Below are 22,030 nucleotides of genomic sequence, written 5' to 3'. Positions count from 1 at the left end.
CGCAGGCCTTTTTTTATACTTTGATAGGTGTGCTGCCTACACGTAAATCGTCTGTGCCCGGTCGCGTAGGTTGTAGGCTGAGGCCATCACCTCACCGTAAGCCCCGGCCGTGCGGATCGCGATCAAATCCCCGCGGCTGGTCTCGGGCAGCATCACCGCCTTGCCAAAGCAGTCGCTCGACTCGCAGATAGGGCCTACCACGTCGTAGCGCACCTCCGGCTTCTGGCTCGTCAGGTTCTCGATCTTATGATACGACTGGTACAGGGCAGGGCGGATCAGCTCCGTCATACCGGCATCCAGTATGGCAAAGTTTGTGGATACTCCGTTCTTGATGTACAGCACCTTAGAGACCAGCGTACCGCATTGCGCCACCAGGGCGCGGCCCAGCTCAAAGTGCACCTGCTGCCCTGGCCGCAGCTCCAGGAACTGGTGGAACAGCCCAAAGTAGGCGGCAAAGTCAGGGATAGGCGTTTCGTCAGGTGCGTAATAATCCACACCCAGGCCACCACCTACATTAACATGCTCTAACACGATGTTGCGGGCCAAAAACCACTCCTGAAACTCATTTACGCGGGTGCACAGGTTCTTGAACACCGTCAGGTCCGTAATCTGGGAGCCGATGTGGAAGTGGATGCCGATCAGCGCCACGTGCTTCAGCTGCTGCAGCAGCTCTATCACGCTCTCCAGCTCCCAGGAGTTGATACCGAACTTATTCTCCTCCAGCCCGGTGGTAATGTACTTGTGCGTGTTGGCGTTCACGTTCGGGTTGATGCGCAGGGCCACACGGGCAACGGTGTCCTTCTTCTCCGCCAACTCATTTATCACCTCCAGCTCATGCTTCGACTCGCAGTTAAAGCAGAAGATACCCTGCTCCAGTGCGTAGTTTATCTCCGCATCTGATTTTCCCACACCGGCAAACACGACCTCCTCTGGGGAGAAGCCATTCTCGATAGCCGCTTTCACCTCATTGCCGCTCACGCAGTCGGCGCCGAAGCCATGCCGGCGCATCTCATCCAGAACAGGCGCATTGGCATTGGCCTTCAGGGCGTAATGCACATGAAAATTATACTTTTCAGCCTCCTGCCGGGCGCTTTGCAGCGTCTGGCGCAGCAGGTTCATGTCGTACACGTACAGCGGGGTAGCGTGCTGCTGCAGTTGCTCCGGGTTAAGGTTGAGCTTATACTTAGTTTCTGTTAAAGATGCCATCGTTCAGTTTTGTTAGCGCTTCTACTTTGTCGGCTGTGCTTACCAGGAAGCTGATGTTGTTCTTGCTTCCGCCATAAGAGATCATGCGCAGCGGGATGTGCTGCAACGACTCAAAAACAGCCAGCCCGGAACCACTGCGCTCAGCGATAAAGTCGCCGACCACGCAGATAATGGTCTGGTCACGGTCTACTTCCACTTGCCCGAACTCCTTCAGCTCCGCCAGGATCTCATTCAGATGCCTGTCGTTATCAATCGTTAAAGACACAGCCACCTCTGATGTGGTGATCATGTCGATCGGCGTCTTGTACCGCTCAAACACCTCAAACACGCTGCGCAGGAAGCCATAGGCCAGCAGCATGCGTCCTGATTTTATCTTAATGGCCGTGATGCCATCCTTGGCCGCCACAGCCTTGATCTTGCCGCTCTCTGTGTTGGTGCTGATGGTGGTGCCTTTCGCCTCCGGCGCCATGGTGTTGAGCAGCTTTACCGGTATGTTTTTCTGCTTGGCCGGCTGCACGCTGCTTGGGTGCAGGATCTTGGCACCGAAGTATGCCAGCTCCGCCGCCTCGTCAAACGACAGCTCTGCAATCGGATAGGTGTTCTTCACGATGCGCGGGTCGTTATTGTGCATGCCGTCAATGTCGGTCCAGATCTGGATTTCGTCCGCATCCACGGCAGCGCCTATCAGGGAGGCAGAGTAATCGGAGCCACCGCGCTTCAGGTTATCAATCTCGCCAAAGGCATTGCGGCAGATGTAGCCCTGCGTGATGAACAGCTCCACACCCGGGTACTTCACCAGTTCCTGCTTCAGTTGCTGGGCGATGTAGGCAGTGTCCGGCTCCTCGTTCTCATCGATCTTCATGAAGTTGAGGGCTGGCAGCAACACAGAGGTCTCGCCCTGTTCCTCCAGGTAAAACTGGAAAAGCGCCGTGCTCAGCAACTCTCCCTGCGCCAGCACCGCGCGCTCCTCGTGTATGGTGAAGAGGTCTAGGGTAAAGGCCGTGATGTAATCGAAGTGCTGGTGCAGCAGCTCGTTTGCCTGTTTCTTTTTATCTGCGGAGGTGTAGAGTTCCTCTACCACCTGTTTATACTTATCGTGCAGCGCCTTGATCAGCGCCTTGGCTTCTTCGTGCTTGTTCTGGTACAGCGTTTCTGCAATCTGCACCAATGCGTTGGTAGTGCCGGACATGGCCGAAAGCACCACCACTTTAGGCTCACCGTTACGTATGAGCGAGGCTACCGCCTTCATTCTCTCAGCTGACCCTACGGAGGTGCCGCCGAACTTGAGTATTTTCATTAAGGTGATAAAAATGAGTGATATGAAGCTGCAAAAATAGTAAAAATCAGCGGAATAAGCTCGCTTTGCTTTAGGCGGATGCACCTAGGGCCAAAAAATAAAAGACCGGCACCTGTGGCCGGTCTTTTAAATATGTATAAGCAATGTATTTTACTTTTTAACCACTTTGGTGGACTCACTTAAAGCATTGTTCTGGAGCTGCAGGATGTACATGCCCTTTGGCAGGCTGGTTAGGGGCAGGGAAAGCCTGTTAAAGCCCGGTGCCAGTTGTATGTTTTCTTGGTAAACGCGTTGGCCCTGCAGGGCGGTAAGGATTATACTTGCCTCGCCGGCCTCGTCAGCAAAAACCTCGATGTTGATTTCCTGCACAAATGGGTTCGGCCACACTTTCAGGCGCTGTGCTGATGCCTCTGAGCTGAGGCGCACCGCCACCACTTTGCTGTAGGCAAAGTCTCCGTCGTTATCCACCTGCTTCAGCCGGTAGTAGCTTACCGAGCCTAAGGGGGTGGGGTCGGTAAAGGTGTATTGCTGTTGCTGGGCAGTAGTGCCGGCACCAGCTACCGTGCCAATTGGGCTAAACTGTTTGCCATCGCTGCTTCGCTCCACAACAAACTCCAGGTTATCCTCTTCGGATGCAGTGAGCCACCTTAGTACTACCTGCCGTTGCTGCACAGCTGCCCGGAAGTATACCAGCTCGACTGGCAGAGGGACTACCTCGGGAGAATCACCGTAGATGCGCAGTACAATGTTGGTGACGGTAGCTTTGTTAAATTGATCTACTAGCTCTATGGTTAGCGGGTAGGTGCCTTCCACCAGTTGATCTGCTCTTGCTACCGAGATAGTGCCGTTCTGGACGTTTATTGTCACACCAGCTGGGAGCGCCCCCTGAAGTATAGTAGCCCTGGTAATGGAGCCGTCAGGGTCTGCAGCTGTGGCCAGTATATCGCCGGAAGTATATTCATCTCTGTACTGCGGAACGGCAAGGGTATAAGCCGCATCGCAATTCACATTTACTACGACGTCATCAAAGGCCGTGGAGGTGGTGCCTCCGCAGTTAACGGTCACTGTCCAGCGGAAGGTGTAGGTGCCAGGCTGTAGGTTCTGTGCCGTAGCGTTGGGGTTGCTTGCAGAGCTGAAGGTTGCTGTGGTAGGTCCACTTTGCTGGCTCCAGGTGCCTATGCCTACCGTTACAGCGTTGGCCTGCAGCACCGCAGTTTTACCGCACACCGCCATATCGCTCCCGGCATTAGCTGTCGCAGCTTGGTCGCTTACCTCCACCTGGGCTGTGTTTACCAATGTCAGTGTGCCGCAGGAGCCTGTTGAGCTCCTAACTGTCACATAGAAGGTCTGAGTGCCAGTGTTATTTAAAGGACCTGTTGTTACGGGCTGAGAAGGGCTACCACCTGTTAGTGTGCCAATTACAGGGTCTCCTGTAGCTGGTTCACTTCCCACTCTTCGGTATATAGTATAGGTAAGGTTACTGTTAGGCTCTGTAGATACATTAATGGTTGTTGCGCCACCTATGCACACTTTGCTACTTTCAGCATATACAGCCCTGGTGACAGAAGGACTTATGATCGTAACTGACACCTGGTTCGGCAACGTGGTAGAACAAGCGCCTGAGCCACCGGTTCTTGAGGTGATGCGCAAGCTGTAAGCCGTGTTGGTGGTAACAGTTCCTGTGGATAGAGAGATCGAGCCAGCGGCGCCTTGCACAGCCGAGCCAACCAACTGGTTCGTCGCCTGGTTCACCAGCTGATAGTTATAGTTCGTGTTCGTGCCACTAAGTGAGAAACTTGCAGATGAATTGGCGCAGACACCCTGGCTGATACTTTCAAATGTAAGGGCTGTTATGACAGGCTGTGGTTGCACTGTTATGGTTGCCGCGTTAGTAGGTGTGGCATCGCAGGCGGTTCCGCTTACTTTTCTGGCTCTGTAGGTAATGTTGGCATTGGTGTTAGTAGCGGTATAGTTGGTGATCGGGCCTGAGGTTAACGTAATAGGGCCGCCAGTACCTAGTACAGAGCTACCCGATTCTGCACCATTCACCAACAGTCTATAGGAGATTCCATATTCTGAACCTTGCAAAGAAACAGTAATCGTGCTGCCACCACAAATAGTAGTAGGAGAGGCGGAGAAGGTAAAGGAGGAGTTTGGGGCCTTGCAGCTTACTGTAACCGCGCTTGCTCTGGGGCTTTCGCACCCGTTAGCAGGCGTATAGGTTGCCGAAACCTTTGCTCCCGCAAACAGCTCCTGTGCATCAATACCAGTAACTTTCCAGCTACCATCACTGCTCACTAAAACTGATGTGGGGAAAGGCGTGCCCTCAATATACAGTGTTACCTTGGCACCAGCAGCACTGGCAGGCCCGGTACCAGATACTTCGGTGGAGCCTTCTGTAATGGGGTTAACCGTTAATACGCCTGTAGGGCCAGCTGTAGAGGTTACCATATTGGAGTTTACGCTTCGTACTTTTCCTGGTGCTTTGGCTCTTGCTGTGATGGCTGATCCGGCCGCAATACCACCACCGGCAGCGGGTGATAAATCTACAGCCCAGGCGCCAGTGCTGGTTACTGTTGCTGTGATAGGCGTACTTGTGCCACTCTGGGTAATCAGTGTACCGTTTCGTTCGCCTGCAGTGCCACCGGTGTAGAATTGCAAAACTGTTCCCGGAGCCTCTGTAGAGGTACCGCTAAGGGTTGTTGCCAAACCACATTTAAGAGGATTGATGGTTGGAGCAGTAGTGGTAGCCTGTACTGTTAAAAAATTAGAAGGAGTGGACGCTCCGGCACAGCCAGCCGTTTGTACGGTTCGTACACTGAGTACATCTCCAATTGCTAATGCAGGGGCAATACTGGATACATTTAGGATTAGAGTAGTCGTTCCAACTGCATAAGGTGCTGAGATATTTGTGGCGGCTCCATTTCTATAAAGTACTAGGTTACCAGGCTGTGTGCCTCCGTTATAATTTATTGAAACAGTTACTGAGCTCAGGTTTGTAGGCACTTCGGTTGTGCTGTTAGCATTTGTGCTGTTCGTTACACTGTTGTAGGTTACGCCAGTGATTGACACTGTATGAGGGTTTACAGTGAAGTTACCCCCCGAACTATAGCATAGTTGGTTCGATCGTAAGGATTGACAGCCAGTAATGTTTCCAGCGGCATCGGTTGGAGTTGCTGAAATTGCATAATTGTTGTTTTGAGCAACAAGAAATGCACTAGGTGCTCCACTTGAAGATGCTGGGAATGCTGATCCAGCAGTGAGGTTCAGCACCGAGGTCGTTTGTGAGGTGCCTGTTGTGAGGTTATAGACCGTGATAATTTGGTTACCGCTATAGCTTGGAGTAAGCACCAAGTATCTGCTTCCCGTTGTACCAGTGACGCTTGTAAGCTTTGGAGTAGGTGTAGACAAGCAGATACCTGCGGTAACAGTAACCGCGTTTGAAGATGAAGAAACTGTTTTACCGCTTGCCGTTACAGTTGCGGTAATTACGTCCCCTGCTTTCAGTAATGTGCTTGATATCCCGGATAATGTCCAGGTGCCGTTTGCAGCTATTGTAGTTGTACCAATGGCTGTAGGTGTTGCCCCGCCAACGCTTCTATAAACGGTTATGGTAGAGCCCACGACCTCAGTAGATGTGCCTGTTATAGAGGTGCTGTTAGCTAGTATTGGGCCAGCCACAACAGGAGGCGTGGCTGCAATTGCTGGGAAGGCGGAAGTCTGCAGGGTATTCAATGATGTAGCCGGAAAAGCCCCGATCAACGCACGCCAGGCCGAAGGCGCATCGTAGTCATAAGCCTGAAAGTTAACGCCGCCCACATCAGAGACGGTGCCCGTGATGCCACTTTGCGCACTGGTGATGGTAATGCCGCTCATGCGTAGCGGCGTAGACGCTGTGATTCCTCCATTGAACGCAGTAAGCGGAACGTAGAAATCATAGAAATAATCTGCGTTTCCACCCGAGGCAGAGGCTGCCACGGCCCGCTGGGAGTACTGATCTACAGAGCCAGTGAAGATTGTGCTGCTGCTGGAGCCGGAGTGCTTGATAACCTGCACGGCAAAGTTGGAGGCAAGCAACACCTCATACTCAAAGCCAGGGTTAGCGCCGGTGCCATCGAACTTTCCGTCGGAGTCTATCAGTACGCTGTAGCCCTTGGAGGCCGTAGAGGAACTGCCCAGCCTGATGCGGAACAGCAGGTTGGTGCCGTCGAAGAAAGCCGCAACTGGAGAGCCGGTAAAGGCTGAAGTGCTTGAGGGGGTAGCCAGGTCGGTATGCCCACCACTGGAGCCGGTGTTCAGGTCCCCGAGTGGTTCCGTGGTTAATGCAGGAAAGGGTCTATACGGAACCTCACTTACGTTTACTCCCTCGTCGTTGGTGCCACTAAAGCCGGAGCGGGATGTGGAAACATAACCGTCTCCGTTAGGGTCCAGTACTTTGGCGCCCCCACTTGTGGCCGGTTTATAAATGAGGCCAGGCGTTTGTGCCATAGTGGGCAAATACATTAAAAGACAGAGTAAGAGTATAAGTGCTGAAACACTTTTGGGGTATAAGGTTGCTTTCATAGGTTAATGTTTAGGGGCAAGCTATTTGTTATGATGCGTGATCTTTTATGATTTTTAGGTGCAAACGTTTGCTTTGATTCTTGATCAAATTGCTTGATGGTGCTTGTGTCGTAATGGGTAGGACCCACAAAGATGTACTTGGGTGTACAGAAGTTGTGTGATATTTATGCTTAGCTTTGAACTGAGTTGGATCAGTTGTACGGGGGATTTAGCATAAAGGGGAGAGGGTGCACGTAGACTGCAATCATATACTTCTTATGGCATGTTTAGAAAAGGCTATTGGGGCATAAAACAGTGGTTTGGTATATGCATTACAGAATATAGCTAATGCCGATATTGTACTTATTTAGAGGAGAGTAAGTTGCGGAAATTGCATAGGACGCGACTTATTTTATGGTAAAGCGCATCAAATTGGAAGTGGATAGTAAGGGAGGGTTATTCAATTTTGCCGACAACGACACTTGCCGCGTTACCACCGAAGCCTGCTGCATTTACCATGACACGCTTAATAGGCCGCGGCTCCGGTTGCTCCAGCAGGGTTGGGAAAGGGATAAACGCGTACTGTTGCCGCTGCAATACATGCAGGGCATACTGCAAGCTTAAGGCACCGGAGGCCCCTAGCGTGTGGCCAAGAAGCCATTTGTTGGTAGTGATGGCGGGTGTGCTTTCGCCGAAAACTGCCCGTATGGCTGCCAGTTCCGCCTTATCGCCAGCGTAGGTGCCGGGGGTATGGGTGATGATCAAATCTACGGTGCGCTCCTGCTTCGGTAGCTGCTCCAGTGCCTGCCGCATAGCCTTCTGGAAGCTCTGCCCATCTGCGCTGATGCCTGTCTTGCTCACGAGTCTCTCGAAGCCAACGCCAACGGCCTCCAGCACCAGGCTGCCTTTTACGGGCTGCTGTACCTGTTCCAGTGCAAACACGGCTGCACCTTCTCCTAGCGTAAACGTGTTCTGCTTTTCGGCAGCATAAGGCTGGCAAGGGTAGGGATGAGCAGCGAGTTTGGAGTAAATACCCACGGCCTTCATCTGGGCAACGGTAAAATCTGTGAGGGGAGCCTCGGTGCCACCTGCCAGGAAGCGCTTGGCCATGCCCGCTTTTAACCAGGCCATACCATTTGCCACCGCCATAAGGGCCGTGCTGCAGGTGATGGAGTGGCTGATCTGGCCGCCGCCTGCGTTTACAGCATGCGCCACCCAGCTCGAGAGATTGCCTAACGTGGTTGTGGGGGAGGCGCTGGAAGACAAGTTCTCCTGTTGGAAAGCCTCGAAGTGTTGTTCAAAAAGGCCCGTTGCCCCGCGAGAGGAGCCAATGTTCACAGCCAGGTCATCATCCGCCGGGGCATGCTCTTTCAACCAGCCTGCCTGCGCTACGGCCTGCCTGGCGGCATACACCGCCATCAGCACCGTCCGGTCTAACTGCCTGTAAGCAGGGTTTGACTCCAGGAGTAGCTGCAACTGCGCTTCTGCCTCAGCCGGCAAAGCGGCTACTGGAGTCGGCTGCCCCTGGTGAGGTATGGTTTTAAAAGCAGGCTTACCGGCCATGTAAGCAGAGGCTGTGCTGGCAGCATCAAAGCCGAGAGGCGAAATTGCCCCACAGCCACGGATAACGATATGTTTCTGCTCCTCTCTCAAACCGGCTGCAAAGGTAGGCACGAAGGGCGAAATATGGAATGAAGGAGAGACAATACTTTGCCCGCCGTTCATAACTCCAGGACCTCACAGGGTTAGGTGACGCTGTGAGGCCCGGTGAAGCTACTCAATCGTGCAGCATGTCCAGGTCAGGGCGCGGATGATAGCGACTGCCCACCACGATCTCCTGCATGCCCCTGATCGTTTGGTACACCTGCTCCAACTGCCCGTCGGTGATGCAGTACGGCGGGATAACATAGATGATGTTGCCTAGCGGACGAAGGATCACTCCATTGTCGATGCCGAAACTATAAAGGGTATCCCGCAGATTGCTGAAATAGGAGGTGCCACCATCCTCAAACTCCACGGCCAAAATGGTGCCTTGCTGCCGTACCTCCAGCACCTGCGGCAGGTCTTTTATACTTTGGGCAAAGGCGGCGTGGCGTTCTGCGATGCGGTTTATACTTTCCTGCGTCTGGGGTTGCTGCAGCAAATCCAGACTGGCCAGGCCGGCTGCGCAGGCGACAGGGTTAGCCGTGTAGCTGTGGCCGTGGAAAAGGGTTTTGCTCTTATCATCGTGCAGGAAGGCTTCATAGATCTTCTCGCTGCAGGAAGTGGCCCCCAGTGCCATTGTACCGCCCGTAAGCCCCTTGGATAAGCAGACCATGTCCGGCTTCTGCTGCAGGTAATCGGTTGCGAATGTGCGGCCGGTGCGGCCAAAGCCCGTCATCACCTCATCGGCAATGGTCAGGATGTCGTGCTTCTGGCAGAGCTCCAGCAGGTTGTCTAGCACCTCCGGCTTATACATCACCATGCCGGCTGTGCCCAATACCAGGGGCTCGTAAATAAAGGCGGCCACATCACCCTGCAGCGCATGCGCCTCCAGTTGCTTTATGCTTTCGGCCTCGTTGCCTGGAGTGGGCACATCTATAAAAGCCACTTCGAACAAGTAAGGCCAGAAGGGGGCGGTAAAGGCACTGCGCGCGCTCACCGACATCGCCCCAAAGGTATCGCCATGGTAGCTGTCGCGGAAGGCAATGATTTTTTTCTTCGGCATGCCGAGGTTGTTCCAGTACTGGATGGCCATTTTCAGGGCCACCTCCACGGCAGTAGAGCCGTTGTCGGAGTAGAAGATGCGGCTTTGGCCCTGCGGAAGGATCTGGAGCAGGCGCTCGGCAAAGGTGACAGCGGCAGGATGCGTGAAGCCGGCAAAGATTACGTGCTCCAGCGTTTGCAGCTGCCCGGCTACTTTTTCAGCGATGTAAGGGTGCGCGTGCCCGTGCAGGTTTACCCACCATGAGGCCACGGCATCGATGTATGTTTGGCCATCCTCCGAAAACAAAAGCGCCCCCTTGCCCCGGACAATCGGAATAGGAAGCGCCGCGGTTTTCATTTGGGTGTATGGGTGCCAGATAGTATGTTGGTCGCGTTCGGCTAAGTTCATAACAATGGGATTTAAGTTGGTGGAATTAGGGTGCAGCTAGCGTTGCTTTTATACTGCGGGCAGTTGCCGCAGTATCTTTCTGCCTCGGGCCAGCATGGCAGGGGAGCCATTCTGGAGATAAAATTCGGTCTGTGCCTGTAGCTCTCCTTTGATCCAGGGGAAAGTGCCTGAGAAGTTCAGAAGAATGTCCAGGCAGTTTACCCTGACAGCCACCGGTGTCTTGGGATTGATGAGCCAATCGAAGATTACCTCCACGATGCACTCCTGGTTGGCTATACTTGCCAGCGCCTTGCGGCAGGCCTCGGATGCTTTGTGGCTGGAAAGGTGCATCAGGATCTTAGTGAAATGGCGCTGGCAACTGGGATTCTGCTGCTCCGGCAGCCGCTGCACGAACAGTGGAACGTATGGCAGAAAGCGCTCAGGATAGTAAACCGCTATATGCTCCAGCACCCAGGCGGCCCGGAAGGCAACGGTTGGTGGTGCTGTTAAAAAGCAGGCAGTTAGTATCTCAGAAACTGGTAGCTTTTCTGCTCCTGCCAAGGCCGCTAAAGCCTGTGCCTTGGTTTTTGTGAGTGTAGATGAGAGGGCCTGTAGTAGTGCTTCTTTGGTCATAGGCCGGTGCCACGAAGTATAAAAAATTACTGCAACAGCTTTTCCTGCAGCTACAAAGGTACAGGCTATTTGCCAGAAACGCACCCCATCTTCTGAAGAAAGGAGTACTGTTTCCGAAGCCCGGCTTTCGATAAAAGAAAAGGTGTTGCAGTAAAGTATAAATTTTTTGTAGAGTCTCTGCTATAGGCAAACGGCTATAAGTATCCCTCAAATGTTTTCGCGTACTCGGCCACAGTATCCTTGCAAAAATCGGCTTCCTGGCGGATAGACGGCAGTCGGCGCAGGCCCGTGTACTTCACAATGAAATCCTCTGACGTGGCGTTCTCCTCCCCGTTAAAAATGATGCCGGCCACCGGGATTTTGCGGTAACGCAGCACCTCAGCGGTAAGCAGGGTGTGGTTTATACTTCCCAGGTAGTTGCGGGACACCAGTATCACCTCCAGGCCCAGCTGCTGCACCAGGTCCAGCACGAGGTAGCGCTTGTTCAGGGGCACCATCAGGCCACCGGCTCCCTCCACAATCAGGTTGTTCTGGGTGTCGGGCAGGCGCATGCCTTTCACGTCGATCTCCACACCCTCGGCAGCGGCAGCCTTGTGCGGCGACGCAGCCATTTTGAGGCGGTAAGCCTCCGGGTGAAAAACCGAGCGCTCATTAGAAACCAGACTCTTTACAGTGTCTGTGTCGGTGAAGTCCAGGCCGCCTGCTTGCACAGGTTTCCAGTAGTCGGCCTGCAGGGCTTCGGTAAGTATGGCCGCGGCAACCGTCTTGCCCACATCCGTACCGATTCCTGTTACAAAATATTGTTTCATGTACCTTTGGCTATGGCCTGCACGAGGCCCTCAATTTCTTCTTCTGTATTAAAAGCATGCACGATCACGCGCAGCCGTTCGGTACCTTGTGGCACGGTGGGCGGCAGCACGGGGCGCACGTCAAAACCTTGTTGTTGCAGCGCAGCCGCCAGCGCCTTAAGCTGCTGTGGCTGTTGCTGGAAGACAGAAAGTATAACACTGCCTTCCGGGGAGCAGCTGATGCCGCTGATGTTGTTTAGTTTCCGGTACAATAGGTGCGCCAGCCGTTTTACCTTTTCCCGCTCCTGATTTAGCTCGGGCAGTAACGTATAGGCACACTTCAGGGCTACCAGCGCATGCGTCGGTAGCCCGGTGGTATAAATAAAAGCGCGGCTGTAGTTGATGAGAAATTCGCGGAGCACCTGCGGGCCTACCACAGCAGCGCCGTGCAAACCCATGGCCTTGCCGTAGGTCAGTACCCGGGCAAATACCTCCTGCGCCAGCCCCAGGGCCGAGACAAGTCCCTCGCCTTTCGCACCATAGAGGCCCACAGCATGTGCCTCATCCACAATAAGCGCCGCCTTGTGCGCGTTACATACGTGTGCCAGCTCCCGCAAGGGCGCCTGGTCGCCATCCATCGAGTACACCGACTCTACCAGCACGTATACCTGCCCGCTTGTGCGTTCCAGCTTTTGCCGCAGATCCTCCACATTATTATGGCGGAAGGCGTAGCTTTTGGCAAAGCTCAGCCGCAGCCCGTCTTTCATCGAGGCATGGCTGGCCTCGTCGTACAGCACGGTATCACCGCGCTGGGGCAGCGCCGACAATAAACCCACGTTAGCGGTGTAGCCGGAGTTAAAGAGCAGCGCCGCCTCCGCGTGGTGGTAGCGCGCAATCATCCCCTCCAACTCCTCAAACAGCGGGTGGTTTCCTGATAAAAGTCGGGAGCCGGTTGCGCCCAGTGGCAGATGTTTATACTTGTCCTCTTCCTTGTGGATAAGTGCCCGCAGTTTCTCAGAGCGAGCAAGGCCGAGGTAATCGTTGGAGCAGAAGTCAGTAAGGCCGGAGGTGGTTTTCAGCGCCCGCAAGTTTCCCTGCGCCGCGCGCTCCGCCAGCTTCTGCTGTAGTTTTATGGACAAAGGATCTTGTGACAAAGGACAAAGGAGTTAATAGCAACAATACCTTAAAGTATAAGTCTTTTGTCTTATGTCAAACAGTCTTTTGTCTTAAGAGCAAACGTGTTGCTTCTCTTCTTTGAATGATTTTCTAGGGTTCAGGCCCAGTAGTTCGAACATGGCTTTGTCCGCGTCGAAATCCGGGTTAGGGGTAGTGAGAAGCTTCTCACCGGTGAAAATAGAGTTGGCGCCGGCCAGGAAGCACAGGGCCTGGTCTGTCACGCTCATGCGCTCACGTCCGGCCGACAGGCGCACCATCGACTTCGGCATCAGGATACGGGCCGTGGCGATCATGCGCACCATCTCCCACACCGACACCAGCGGCTGGTGCTCCAGCGGCGTGCCTTTAACCGGCACCAGCGCGTTTACGGGCACCGACTCTGGGTGCTGCACCATGGTAGACAGGGTATGCAGCATCTTAATACGGTCCTCATCGGTCTCGCCCAAGCCAATAATACCTCCCGAGCATACTGATATACCCGCTTTGCGTACATTGTCGATCGTGTTCAGGCGGTCGTCGTAGGTGCGGGTGGTGATGATGCTGGCGTAGTTATCTTCTGATGTGTCGAGGTTGTGGTTATAAGCGTAAAGGCCGGCTTCTTTCAGCTTCTCGGCCTGGTACTCGTTTACCATACCCAGCGTGCAGCATACTTCCAGGCCCAGGTCGTTTACGCCTTTCACCATGTCCAGCACCTTGTCGAAGTCGCGGTTATCGCGCACCTCGCGCCAGGCCGCGCCCATGCAGAAACGGGTAGAGCCTCCTTCTTTGGCACGCTGTGCCGCCGTCAGCACCTGCTCCTGGCTCATCAGCTTGTGCACATCCACGCCTGTGTGGTAGCGGGCAGCCTGTGGGCAGTAGGCACAGTCTTCAGAGCAACCACCGGTTTTCACGGATAACAGCGTGCATACCTGTACCTCGCCAGTGGCCTGGTACTGCTTGTGCACGTTGGCTGCCTCTACGATCAGTTCCAGTACTGGCTTAAAGTAGATCGCCTCTATTTCTTCCAAACTCCAGTCGTTGCGGAGAGCTGTGTTTTGTCCGTTCTGCGTCATGGTCCTCGTATTTAGGGTTACGAAGGTAATTTGAAGATTTAGGATTTAAAAATCAAAAGTATGGGCAGTTTCGGTGGATAAATAGTTAACTTGTTCAGCTTGTGTAGGTTCTTTGTGGATAAATTACTTTGTTGATTTGTTGAGAAAAATTGTTTAGCGGGTTGGTTGTGGAAAACAAAAAGCCCCTGCTGGTGGGCAGGGGCGAGAGAAGTGTAGCAAGAAAAGTAGAGTGTATAAGTTGAACTCTGGCAAAGCATATTGTTAGTTTGTCAACCGCCTGCTCCTGTAAACCCTAACTGAAATCAGTAATACAACGCCAAGGAGGATAAACGGCCAGAGGTTAATCAAAGTGACAAAGAGCCAAACCAGATTATCCCAACCACTTCTGATGCCGCTCTTAACCTGATGGCTGAACTCTGCCTGATAAGGGATACTCTTGTAAAATGTAATGGTCAGCGTGGAGTATGATACTTGGGTTTGGAGGTACTTCAGGCGCCCTTCCATGGACTCTATTTCTGCGCGTAACTCTCCGAGATGCTTTTCAATTTCAAGCATCTCCGTTACATTCTTAGCCTGCTTGAGTAAGTCTAAATATCTGTTTTCAAGCTCCTTTTTTGTTCTAAGCCTCGCCTGCACGTCCAGAAACTCAGTGGTGACGTCAACGATTTTGATTTCTTTGCTGTCGAACCGCTTTACACCTGTAGTAACATCACTCAAGAACTTGTCAAAATGTTCTGCCGGAACCCGAACAAACATAGTGTTACTTTGCCGTTCCGGGGAATTTGACTCTTGGTCTGAAGAAACGTAAGCACTATATCTTTCTACAGCCTTCAGAACGGTTTGCCTTGTAGCGTTCAGGTCATGTGTCTCAAACGCTATATTCCCTTCTTTGATTAGCTTTCTTTCAGTGGTCTCCACACCTCTTTCCGTTGGAGGAGGAGCAAGCGCCAATTCCAGTTTTTCTACACCTGCATATTCTGCTTGCTCGCCACCGCCGCACGCGGTCAGCAGCAGTAGAAACCACATGTACTTTACAAAATCTCTCATATTCGTGTATAGCTACAGGACCCAGTGAGCAGGCGAAGGGCCACTTTGTACTGCCTGCCAGTTCTATAGTTTATTTAGTATTTACTATATATTAAATAATGCAAAACTATCCAAACAAAAAGAGCACCCGTTGCCAGGCGCTCTCCCAATGCCGAAACCATACTTTATACTCTATCTATACTCTATTCTTCCTTCTTCTCCTCCAGGTGCACCAGGTAGCGCGTTAGCTTGTCCCATTGCAGTTCCTGGAACATGGCCCAGCCGCCCTCGGCTACAAAGGTGTTCAGCACGGCACGGTCGCCGGCCTCTTCGCCCTGGTTGTTGATGCCCTCGTTCCTGCCGATCTCATACCCGTGAATCGTGTTGCCCTCGCGCGTTACCCGAAACGTGCTGCTGGCCTCTTTCACAAAAAAGTGCTTAATGGCAGCCTCCTCGCCTTCCCCTGGCGCTTGCGGTTTCTCGCTGGGGTGCACCACAAACTCCGCCAGGTTGTCTTCCTCGCGCAGGTCCGTAATCTGCACCCAATTCTCGATGGTAGAGGCAGGCAGGATGATCTTCAGGTAATACCCGATGCTGGGCTTAGGCTCGGAGGTACGGTTGCCGAGGTTGTCGTAGAGCTCAAAGGTAGAGTTAACGCCTGAGAGCTTCGTCCACTCGTTTACATGGAAGAGCTTTTGCTTAGAGCGCTCGAACGCTGCGATGGCTTCCTGCTCGGAGGGGTAGCTGTTCTCGTTCTGATAGACTTTATCTTTCGTTTCTTCCCCCTGCAGCACTTTCGCCTCCTTCTTCACCTTGTTAAATAAATCCTTTATCGACATAGCTTTCTCTTCTTTAGTGTTGAATAAGTATAGAAAGTACGCGTATGCGGAGCGGATGTTGATGCATGGATGCTGTTTGAGCTCCGGGGCAGCGTAGGTCAGGCCTTTGGCAAGGCACCGCGGGCCGCTTGAAGCATAGGGCGGTGTGGGCGGGGCCGGTTTCCAGTTTGTGCTATTAAATTCCTATCTTAGCACTTTAAGATCATAAAGAAGCTGCATGGTATCTTTTATGAAAGAAGGGCGAGGCTGGCTAATTTCGATCCTGCTGCTCCTGCTGCTTTCCTTGGCGGCAAGCGCAGGAGGAGCCGGCAGGTTAGGCTTTCCCTATGTACAGAATTACTCAAAGCAACAATACAAGGCAGGGAACCAGAACTGGTCGGTCACCCGTGGCGCCGATGGCGTGATGTACTATGGCAATTCAGCCGGTTTGCTTGCCTTTGATGGCAACAACTGGCAGCTTTACCAGATGCCCAACAACGTGATTGTGCGGGCGGTGGCTGCCGATGGCAAAGGCCGCATCTATGCGGGGGGCTTTGGCGAGATGGGGTACTGGGAGCACGACAAGCAAGGGCGCTTCCGTTACACCTCGTTGGTAAGCCTGTTGCCAAAGGAACACGGGCTGCACGACGAAGTATGGAAGATTTACGTGGATGACGGAAGCGTGTACTTTCAGTCGTTTGCCAGCATCTTCAGGTTCCGGGACGGGAAGGTGAGTGTCGTGAAAGCCCGCCACCCGTTTCTGTTCCTGCACCAGGCGGGAGGGCGCTATTTTACAGAGGTGATCTCTGAAGGCCTCTATGAGCTAAGGGGCGACAGCCTAAGCTTTTTACCCAACAGCCAGAAGCTGGGCAACTCCGGAGTGCTAACCATACTGCCTTTTACAGAAGGCCGCTTTATTGTAGGCACGGCGAAAGATGGCCTTTTTCTGTATGATGGGCAGGACTTTACGCCCTGGCAGAATGAGGCCGATAGCTTCCTGAAGACGTATCAGCTGAACAACGGCACCCGCGTAAACGGCAATTACTATGCCTTTGGAACGATCCTGAACGGGGTTGTGGTCCTGAATGAGCAGGGGCGGATGGTGCACCACCTCAACAAAAGCAACGGGCTGCAGAACAACACGGTGCTCAATCTCCACACAGATAACACGCAAAACCTGTGGGTAAGCCTCGACAATGGCATCGATAGGGTAGAGGTGAACTCACCCTTATACTTCTACTTCGATAAAGTAGGAGACTTCGGCACGGTATACAGCAGTATCATCCATGGCAGCAAAATATACCTGGGTACCAACCAGGGTTTGTACTATAGCCCCTGGAACCCCAGCGACCCTAACGCCGCGCAGCACCTGGACTTCCGGATGATTGATAACTCGCAGGGGCAGGTGTGGGAGCTCACCAACATAGATGGGGAGCTGCTCTGCGGCCACAACGAAGGCACCTTTAGGGTAGAGGGCAGTAAACTGGTGAAGATCTCCAATGCGAAGGGCGGGTGGACCATCAAAAAATTGCGTACGGACCCAGGCACACTGATCCAGGGGACTTACACCGGCCTGGCAGTGTACCGAAAGGGTAAAAGCGGCCACTGGGCTTTCTCGCATCTGGTGGAAGGATTCAATAAGCCAAGCAAGCATGTAGAGCAGGACCAAAACGGCGACCTGTGGGTTAGCCACGCCTATAAAGGCCTGTACAGGCTGTCGCTGAGCCCCGATCTGCGGCAAGTGACCAGGATCCAGGATTTTGATGAGAGTCACGGCCTGCCAGGCACACATAACGTGTACATCTCGCGCTTTTTCAACCGGTTGCTGTTCTCCACGGGCGAAGGCTTTTACTCCTACCAGGAGGCTAACAACGTGTTTGCCCCTTATGCTGAATTAAACAGCAGCATCGGGGGGCTGGCTGCCTCCAGCCGTATACTTCCGGCCACCGATAAAAAATACTGGTTTATCAACCATGGCAAGATAGCCCTGGTAGATTTTGCCAACCTAAGGCAGCCGCACATTAACACCAGCCAGTTCAGTATCCTGGACGGCCGCATGGTGCAGGAGTATGAGAGCATCAGCAAAATAAGTGACAGCATCTATTTGATAAGTATAGACGACGGGTTTGTGATCTACAACGCCCAGACCAGGCAGCAGCAAAGTATAGCCTTGCCCCAAGTGCTTATCCGGAAGGTGGAGAACACCACAGGGAAACAACAGCTGCTGAGCGAAACCGGGCACAGCGAGGTGCTGCAGGAGCTTCCTTACAGCGAAAATAATGTGCGCATTTCCTATGCCTTGCCATACTTTAAGCAAGCGCAGGTCGAGTTCCAGTATTTGCTGGAGGGGTATACGAACAAGTGGACGCCATGGAGCAGCGCCACGCAGAGCGAGTTCACAAACCTGGGGCATGGGGAGTATCGCTTCAAGGTCCGTGCCCGCATAAACGGCGCGGATGTAACAGAGGATACAGTATACCATTTTATTGTGTTGCCCCCGTGGTACGCCACCTGGTGGGCCTATGCGCTTTATACTTTGCTGGCGGCGCTGGTGCTCTGGCTGGGCCGCAGGTTATACTTCAGGAAGCTGCAGCGCGACCAACGCCGCATACAGCAGAAGCTGGAGCGGGAGCAGCAGGAGCAGCTACGCCAGAAGGCGCTGCAACACGAGCAAAAGCTGGTGAAGCTGCGCAACGAGCAACTGAAAGCGGAGCTATCGAACAAGAGCCGTGAACTGGCCAGCACCGCCCTGAATATTGTGAACAAGAATGAACTGCTGCAGAACATCAGCCAGGAAGTGAGCAAGCTGCAGGATGCAGAGGGCAACAGGCTGCCGGAGCGCCAGCTAAAGAAAATACAAAAAATAATCGTGGATGCCATGAGCTCGCAGACAGATTGGGAGCTGTTTGAGAAGAGCTTCGATGAGACCAATGCCAACTACTTTAAAAAGCTAAAAGAGGGCTACCCGGAGCTTACGCCGAATGATATGAAGCTGTGTGCCTACCTGCGCATGAACATGTCGAGCAAGGAGATCGCCTCGCTACTGAACATTACGGTGCGTGGGGTGGAGCTGCGTCGCTACCGCCTCCGCAAAAAATTGAACATGGACCCGGACAAGAACCTGGTGGAGTTCTTCATGGAGATGTAACACCACATCATTACTACATCATTCACCTTTCATGCCGCCTGGAATGCGTTCCAGGCGGCATTTTTTGTGCTATCACTTCATCTATAACAACTGCTCAACGTATACATAGCTATGCGCTACCTGTGGCTTATCCTGTGCGGCAAGGTTTAAGGTAAGTACTCACTATTTTTCCTGATGATGTGGCTTTGTAGTGGTGGGAATTTTGGGTGCCGGCGCGCTTATCCTGACATTTAAACCATCAACCTAACCTAAATTAAAAACTTCTATAAAACGTATGAAGAGAAAACTTTTACTACTCGTCATGTGCTTGCTGACGGTTCACCTTTCATTTGCGCAGAATACAATTTCGGTGCAGGGCAGGGTAACTGATGCTCAGACCGGGCAGCCGCTCATAGGGGCGGGTGTCGTGGTGCAGGGAACAACGACAGGCACACAAACCGATGCCACCGGCAATTATACGCTGAATGCCCCGGCAGACGGTACACTTTCTTTCAGCTACCTGGGCTATAAAAACCTGCAGGTACCAATTAATAACCGTACGACAGTAGATGCGCAGTTGCAGACAGACGCAGAGGCGCTGCAAGAGGTGGTGGTAGTGGGCTACGGTGTGCAGGAAAAGCGCGACATCACAGGCTCCATTAGCTCTGTGGAAGGAGAGGAGATTGCAAGGCAGGCTTCTCAGAACCCGGTTAGCAACATCCAGGGCAAAGTAGCAGGGGTGCAGATCACGAACAGCGGCCAGCCTGGGGCGTCGCCTACCGTGCGCATACGTGGTACAGGATCCGTGTTGGGAGATGCGGGGCCTTTGTATGTAGTGGATGGTACCATTGTCGAGAACCTTAGCTTTCTCAACCCCAACGATATTGCCTCCATGGAGATTTTGAAGGACGCCTCTAGTGCTGCCATTTACGGCTTACGTGCAGCAAACGGCGTGGTGTTGGTTACGACCAAACGCGGAAAGGCCGGAGAGGCACGCATCAACTACAACGGGTTTGTAGGGGTGCAGCGCGTGACAAACAAGGTTGAGTTGGCAAATGCGCAGCAGTACGCGGAGTTAATTAACCAGAAGCAGGGCTCCGAAATTGTAGACCCTAATTTGCCCTCTACAGATTGGTATGATGAGATTTTGCGCACAGCTACCATCCATAACCATCAGGTGAGCCTTTCCGGAGGATCGGACCGGGTGACCTATAGCGCTAGCGGTGGCTACCTGAACCAGGAAGGCATTATAGACGGCAACAAATACGAGCGCATCACGGCGCGCCTGCAGACGGATTTCAATGCCACAGAGCATCTAAAGCTGGGCTACAACGCCATATTCTATGATTATAACTCGGATGATGTGCCTAATGGGGTAACCTACCAGGCCTTCGTTGTTCCTCCGGTCGTACCGGTGTTCAAAGCTGACGGAAACTACGGTGACCCCGCTAACTTTAACCTGGGCACGTTTGGTAACCCAAGGGCTACGCTCGATAGCTACAACCAGGAGTCTAGCGGTCAGCGGCTGACAGGTAACACCTATGTAGAGGCAAATTTTCTGAATAACTTTACCTTCCGCTCCAGCCTTGGCCTGGACTATGCCATTAACGAGTTCTGGAACTACCAGGCTGTGGACTCACTTACCACTTCGCAGGTTGTGCGCCGCAGTTTGCTTACAAAATCCAGGAGCAAATTTACCCGCTGGCTCTGGGAAAATACCTTGACCTACGATAAGCAGTTCGGAGATCATGAGATTACTGCACTGTTAGGTTACTCAGCTCAGGAAGACAGACAGGAGGACTTCTCCGGCAGGGCCAACGATGTTCCCTTCGAGTCGGAGGCTACGCTCTATTTGAGTTTAGGAGACCCGGAGACGTTTTTTATCACCAACACAGCCGATAAGCTCGCTTTGCTATCCTACTTTGGGCGTGTGAACTACAACTATAAAAACCGCTACCTGCTTACTGCCACGCTGCGCAGAGACGGGTCGTCAAAGTTCCCGGAGGATGAACGTTTTGACTACTTCCCCGCTGTAGGCTTAGGCTGGGTAGTTTCGGAAGAACCTTTCATGCAGAACCAGCAGGTGCTAGATTACTTTAAACTGCGTGGTAGCTGGGGTAAGCTGGGTAACAGCCGTATTCCTTCCAACATCACTATCTTAAGGCCGGACCTGGACAACCCAATCTATACAGCTGTTTTTGGCGGGGTGGTGTACCCGGGGGGTACCATCAACCTGGCAGTTCCACCAACTCTGTTTTGGGAAGTGGTGAAAGAAACTGATATCGGGGCGGAATTTGCTTTCCTGAACAACAGGCTTACGGCTGAAATCGACTGGTACAACCGTGAAACGGAGGATGCCATTTTTAACACGCCTTTGCTTGCCACACAAGGTACGTTGTCCAGCGATATACTGGGAAACTTTGCCAGCTTCCGTAACCGTGGATTGGAGTTTATAGCCACATGGAACCACGATGCCACCTCTGACTTCAGCTATTCCATAAGCGGAAACTTCTCAACCAACAGAAACAAAGTTACCGAGGTAGCTACAGGTCTGCCCCAGTTTGGCGGTGGCCTTCCAGTTGGCCGTATCTTCACCAGTGTTACCCGTGTAGGTGACCCCATCGGAGCTTTTTATGGCTATGAGGTGGAAGGGATCTTCCAGAATGAGCAGGAGATTGCCAACTCTGCCCAGGCTAACGTGACAAACATTGCGCCCGGAGACTTCCGCTACCGCGACCTGAACGGCGACAATGAGATCGATGCGAACGACAAGACGATCATCGGTAACCCTAACCCTGGTTTCTACTATGGCTTGAACACGAACTTCAGGTACAAGAACTGGGATTTCCAGCTAGACTTTCAGGGCGTTGGGGATGTCGACGTGTACAATGCAAACAAAGGCGTGAGGTTCGGCAACGAGAACTATACAGAAGACTTTTATGAGAAACGCTGGAGTGGTCCGGGGTCTACCAACGCTTATCCAGGACCAGACCTAAAGGATGCTAACATCCAGGCTAACAGCTGGTTTGTGGAAGATGGTAGCTACATGCGTATCCGAAATCTGCAGTTAGGTTATACGTTACCAAGCGCACTTACCAGTGGCTGGAAAATGGAGCGTGTAAGGTTCTATGTAAACGCACAGAACCCGGTAACCTGGTTTGACTATACCGGCTTTACCCCTGAGGTGGGAGGAGCTCCCAACAGCGCAGGTGTGGACTTGAACGTGTACCCGCTTTCTGCCACATATAACTTTGGTGTAGATGTTAACTTCTAAAATGGAATTAAGAGCAAA

13 protein-coding genes are annotated in these 22,030 nt (G+C 52.8%); 2 read left to right on the top strand and 11 right to left on the bottom strand.

The features are described from left to right. Positions 1–36: 36 nt before the first annotated feature. From lysA to PXG97_RS08735, 11 genes are all read right to left on the bottom strand, one after another. Positions 37–1,206, bottom strand: a complete 1,170-nt coding sequence (gene lysA / locus PXG97_RS08785) for a diaminopimelate decarboxylase (protein WP_276497387.1) — start codon at positions 1,204–1,206, stop codon at positions 37–39. Next, positions 1,184–2,503 carry an aspartate kinase gene (locus tag PXG97_RS08780; protein ID WP_276497386.1) on the bottom strand — a complete coding sequence of 440 codons (1,320 nt, stop codon included), beginning with the start codon at positions 2,501–2,503 and terminating at the stop codon, positions 1,184–1,186. The genes lysA and PXG97_RS08780 overlap by 23 nt, the downstream gene beginning before the upstream one ends. A 150-nt stretch (positions 2,504–2,653) precedes the next feature. Continuing rightward, positions 2,654–6,991 (bottom strand): T9SS type A sorting domain-containing protein, encoded by a 4,338-nt coding sequence (locus PXG97_RS08775; RefSeq protein WP_276497385.1) that lies wholly within the window; start codon positions 6,989–6,991, stop codon positions 2,654–2,656. Positions 6,992–7,501: 510 nt separating this feature from the next. Next, complete coding sequence (locus tag PXG97_RS08770) at positions 7,502–8,770, bottom strand: beta-ketoacyl synthase N-terminal-like domain-containing protein (RefSeq protein ID WP_276497384.1); 1,269 nt, start codon at positions 8,768–8,770, stop codon at positions 7,502–7,504. Between the two features lie 52 nt (positions 8,771–8,822). Next, positions 8,823–10,139: an adenosylmethionine--8-amino-7-oxononanoate transaminase gene (bioA, locus tag PXG97_RS08765; protein ID WP_276497383.1), complete on the bottom strand. Its 1,317-nt coding sequence runs from the start codon at positions 10,137–10,139 to the stop codon at positions 8,823–8,825. Between the two features lie 48 nt (positions 10,140–10,187). Beyond that, on the bottom strand, positions 10,188–10,751 hold the full coding sequence (locus PXG97_RS08760; protein WP_276497382.1) for a hypothetical protein: 564 nt from the start codon (positions 10,749–10,751) through the stop codon (positions 10,188–10,190). Between the two features lie 194 nt (positions 10,752–10,945). Beyond that, positions 10,946–11,560 (bottom strand): dethiobiotin synthase, encoded by a 615-nt coding sequence (gene bioD, locus PXG97_RS08755; RefSeq protein WP_276497381.1) that lies wholly within the window; start codon positions 11,558–11,560, stop codon positions 10,946–10,948. Further along, complete coding sequence (locus tag PXG97_RS08750; RefSeq protein WP_276497380.1) at positions 11,557–12,693, bottom strand: aminotransferase class I/II-fold pyridoxal phosphate-dependent enzyme; 1,137 nt, start codon at positions 12,691–12,693, stop codon at positions 11,557–11,559. The genes bioD and PXG97_RS08750 overlap by 4 nt, the downstream gene beginning before the upstream one ends. Positions 12,694–12,765: 72 nt before the next feature. Then, positions 12,766–13,767, bottom strand: coding sequence for a biotin synthase BioB (gene bioB / locus PXG97_RS08745; RefSeq protein WP_276497379.1), 1,002 nt, complete (start codon positions 13,765–13,767; stop codon positions 12,766–12,768). 261 nt (positions 13,768–14,028) lie between these two features. Beyond that, positions 14,029–14,814, bottom strand: a complete 786-nt coding sequence (locus PXG97_RS08740) for a DUF4349 domain-containing protein (protein WP_276497378.1) — start codon at positions 14,812–14,814, stop codon at positions 14,029–14,031. A gap of 182 nt (positions 14,815–14,996) precedes the next feature. Then, entirely contained in the window at positions 14,997–15,632 is a 636-nt protein-coding gene (locus PXG97_RS08735; protein ID WP_276497377.1) for a hypothetical protein, read from the bottom strand. Positions 15,633–15,861: 229 nt separating this feature from the next. On the opposite strand from PXG97_RS08735, the gene PXG97_RS08730 reads away from it, so the two are divergent. Both PXG97_RS08730 and PXG97_RS08725 read left to right on the top strand, forming a co-directional pair. After that, entirely contained in the window at positions 15,862–18,759 is a 2,898-nt protein-coding gene (locus PXG97_RS08730) for a ligand-binding sensor domain-containing protein (protein ID WP_276497376.1), read from the top strand. 274 nt (positions 18,760–19,033) lie between these two features. Then, entirely contained in the window at positions 19,034–22,012 is a 2,979-nt protein-coding gene (locus tag PXG97_RS08725; protein WP_276497375.1) for a SusC/RagA family TonB-linked outer membrane protein, read from the top strand. Positions 22,013–22,030 lie beyond the last annotated feature (18 nt).

The sequence above is a fragment of the Pontibacter litorisediminis genome (assembly GCF_029360645.1).
Lineage (GTDB): Bacteria > Bacteroidota > Bacteroidia > Cytophagales > Hymenobacteraceae > Pontibacter > Pontibacter litorisediminis.
The sequence above is the reverse complement of the archived record's forward strand: the minus strand, read 5'-3'. Positions and strand labels throughout refer to the sequence as shown.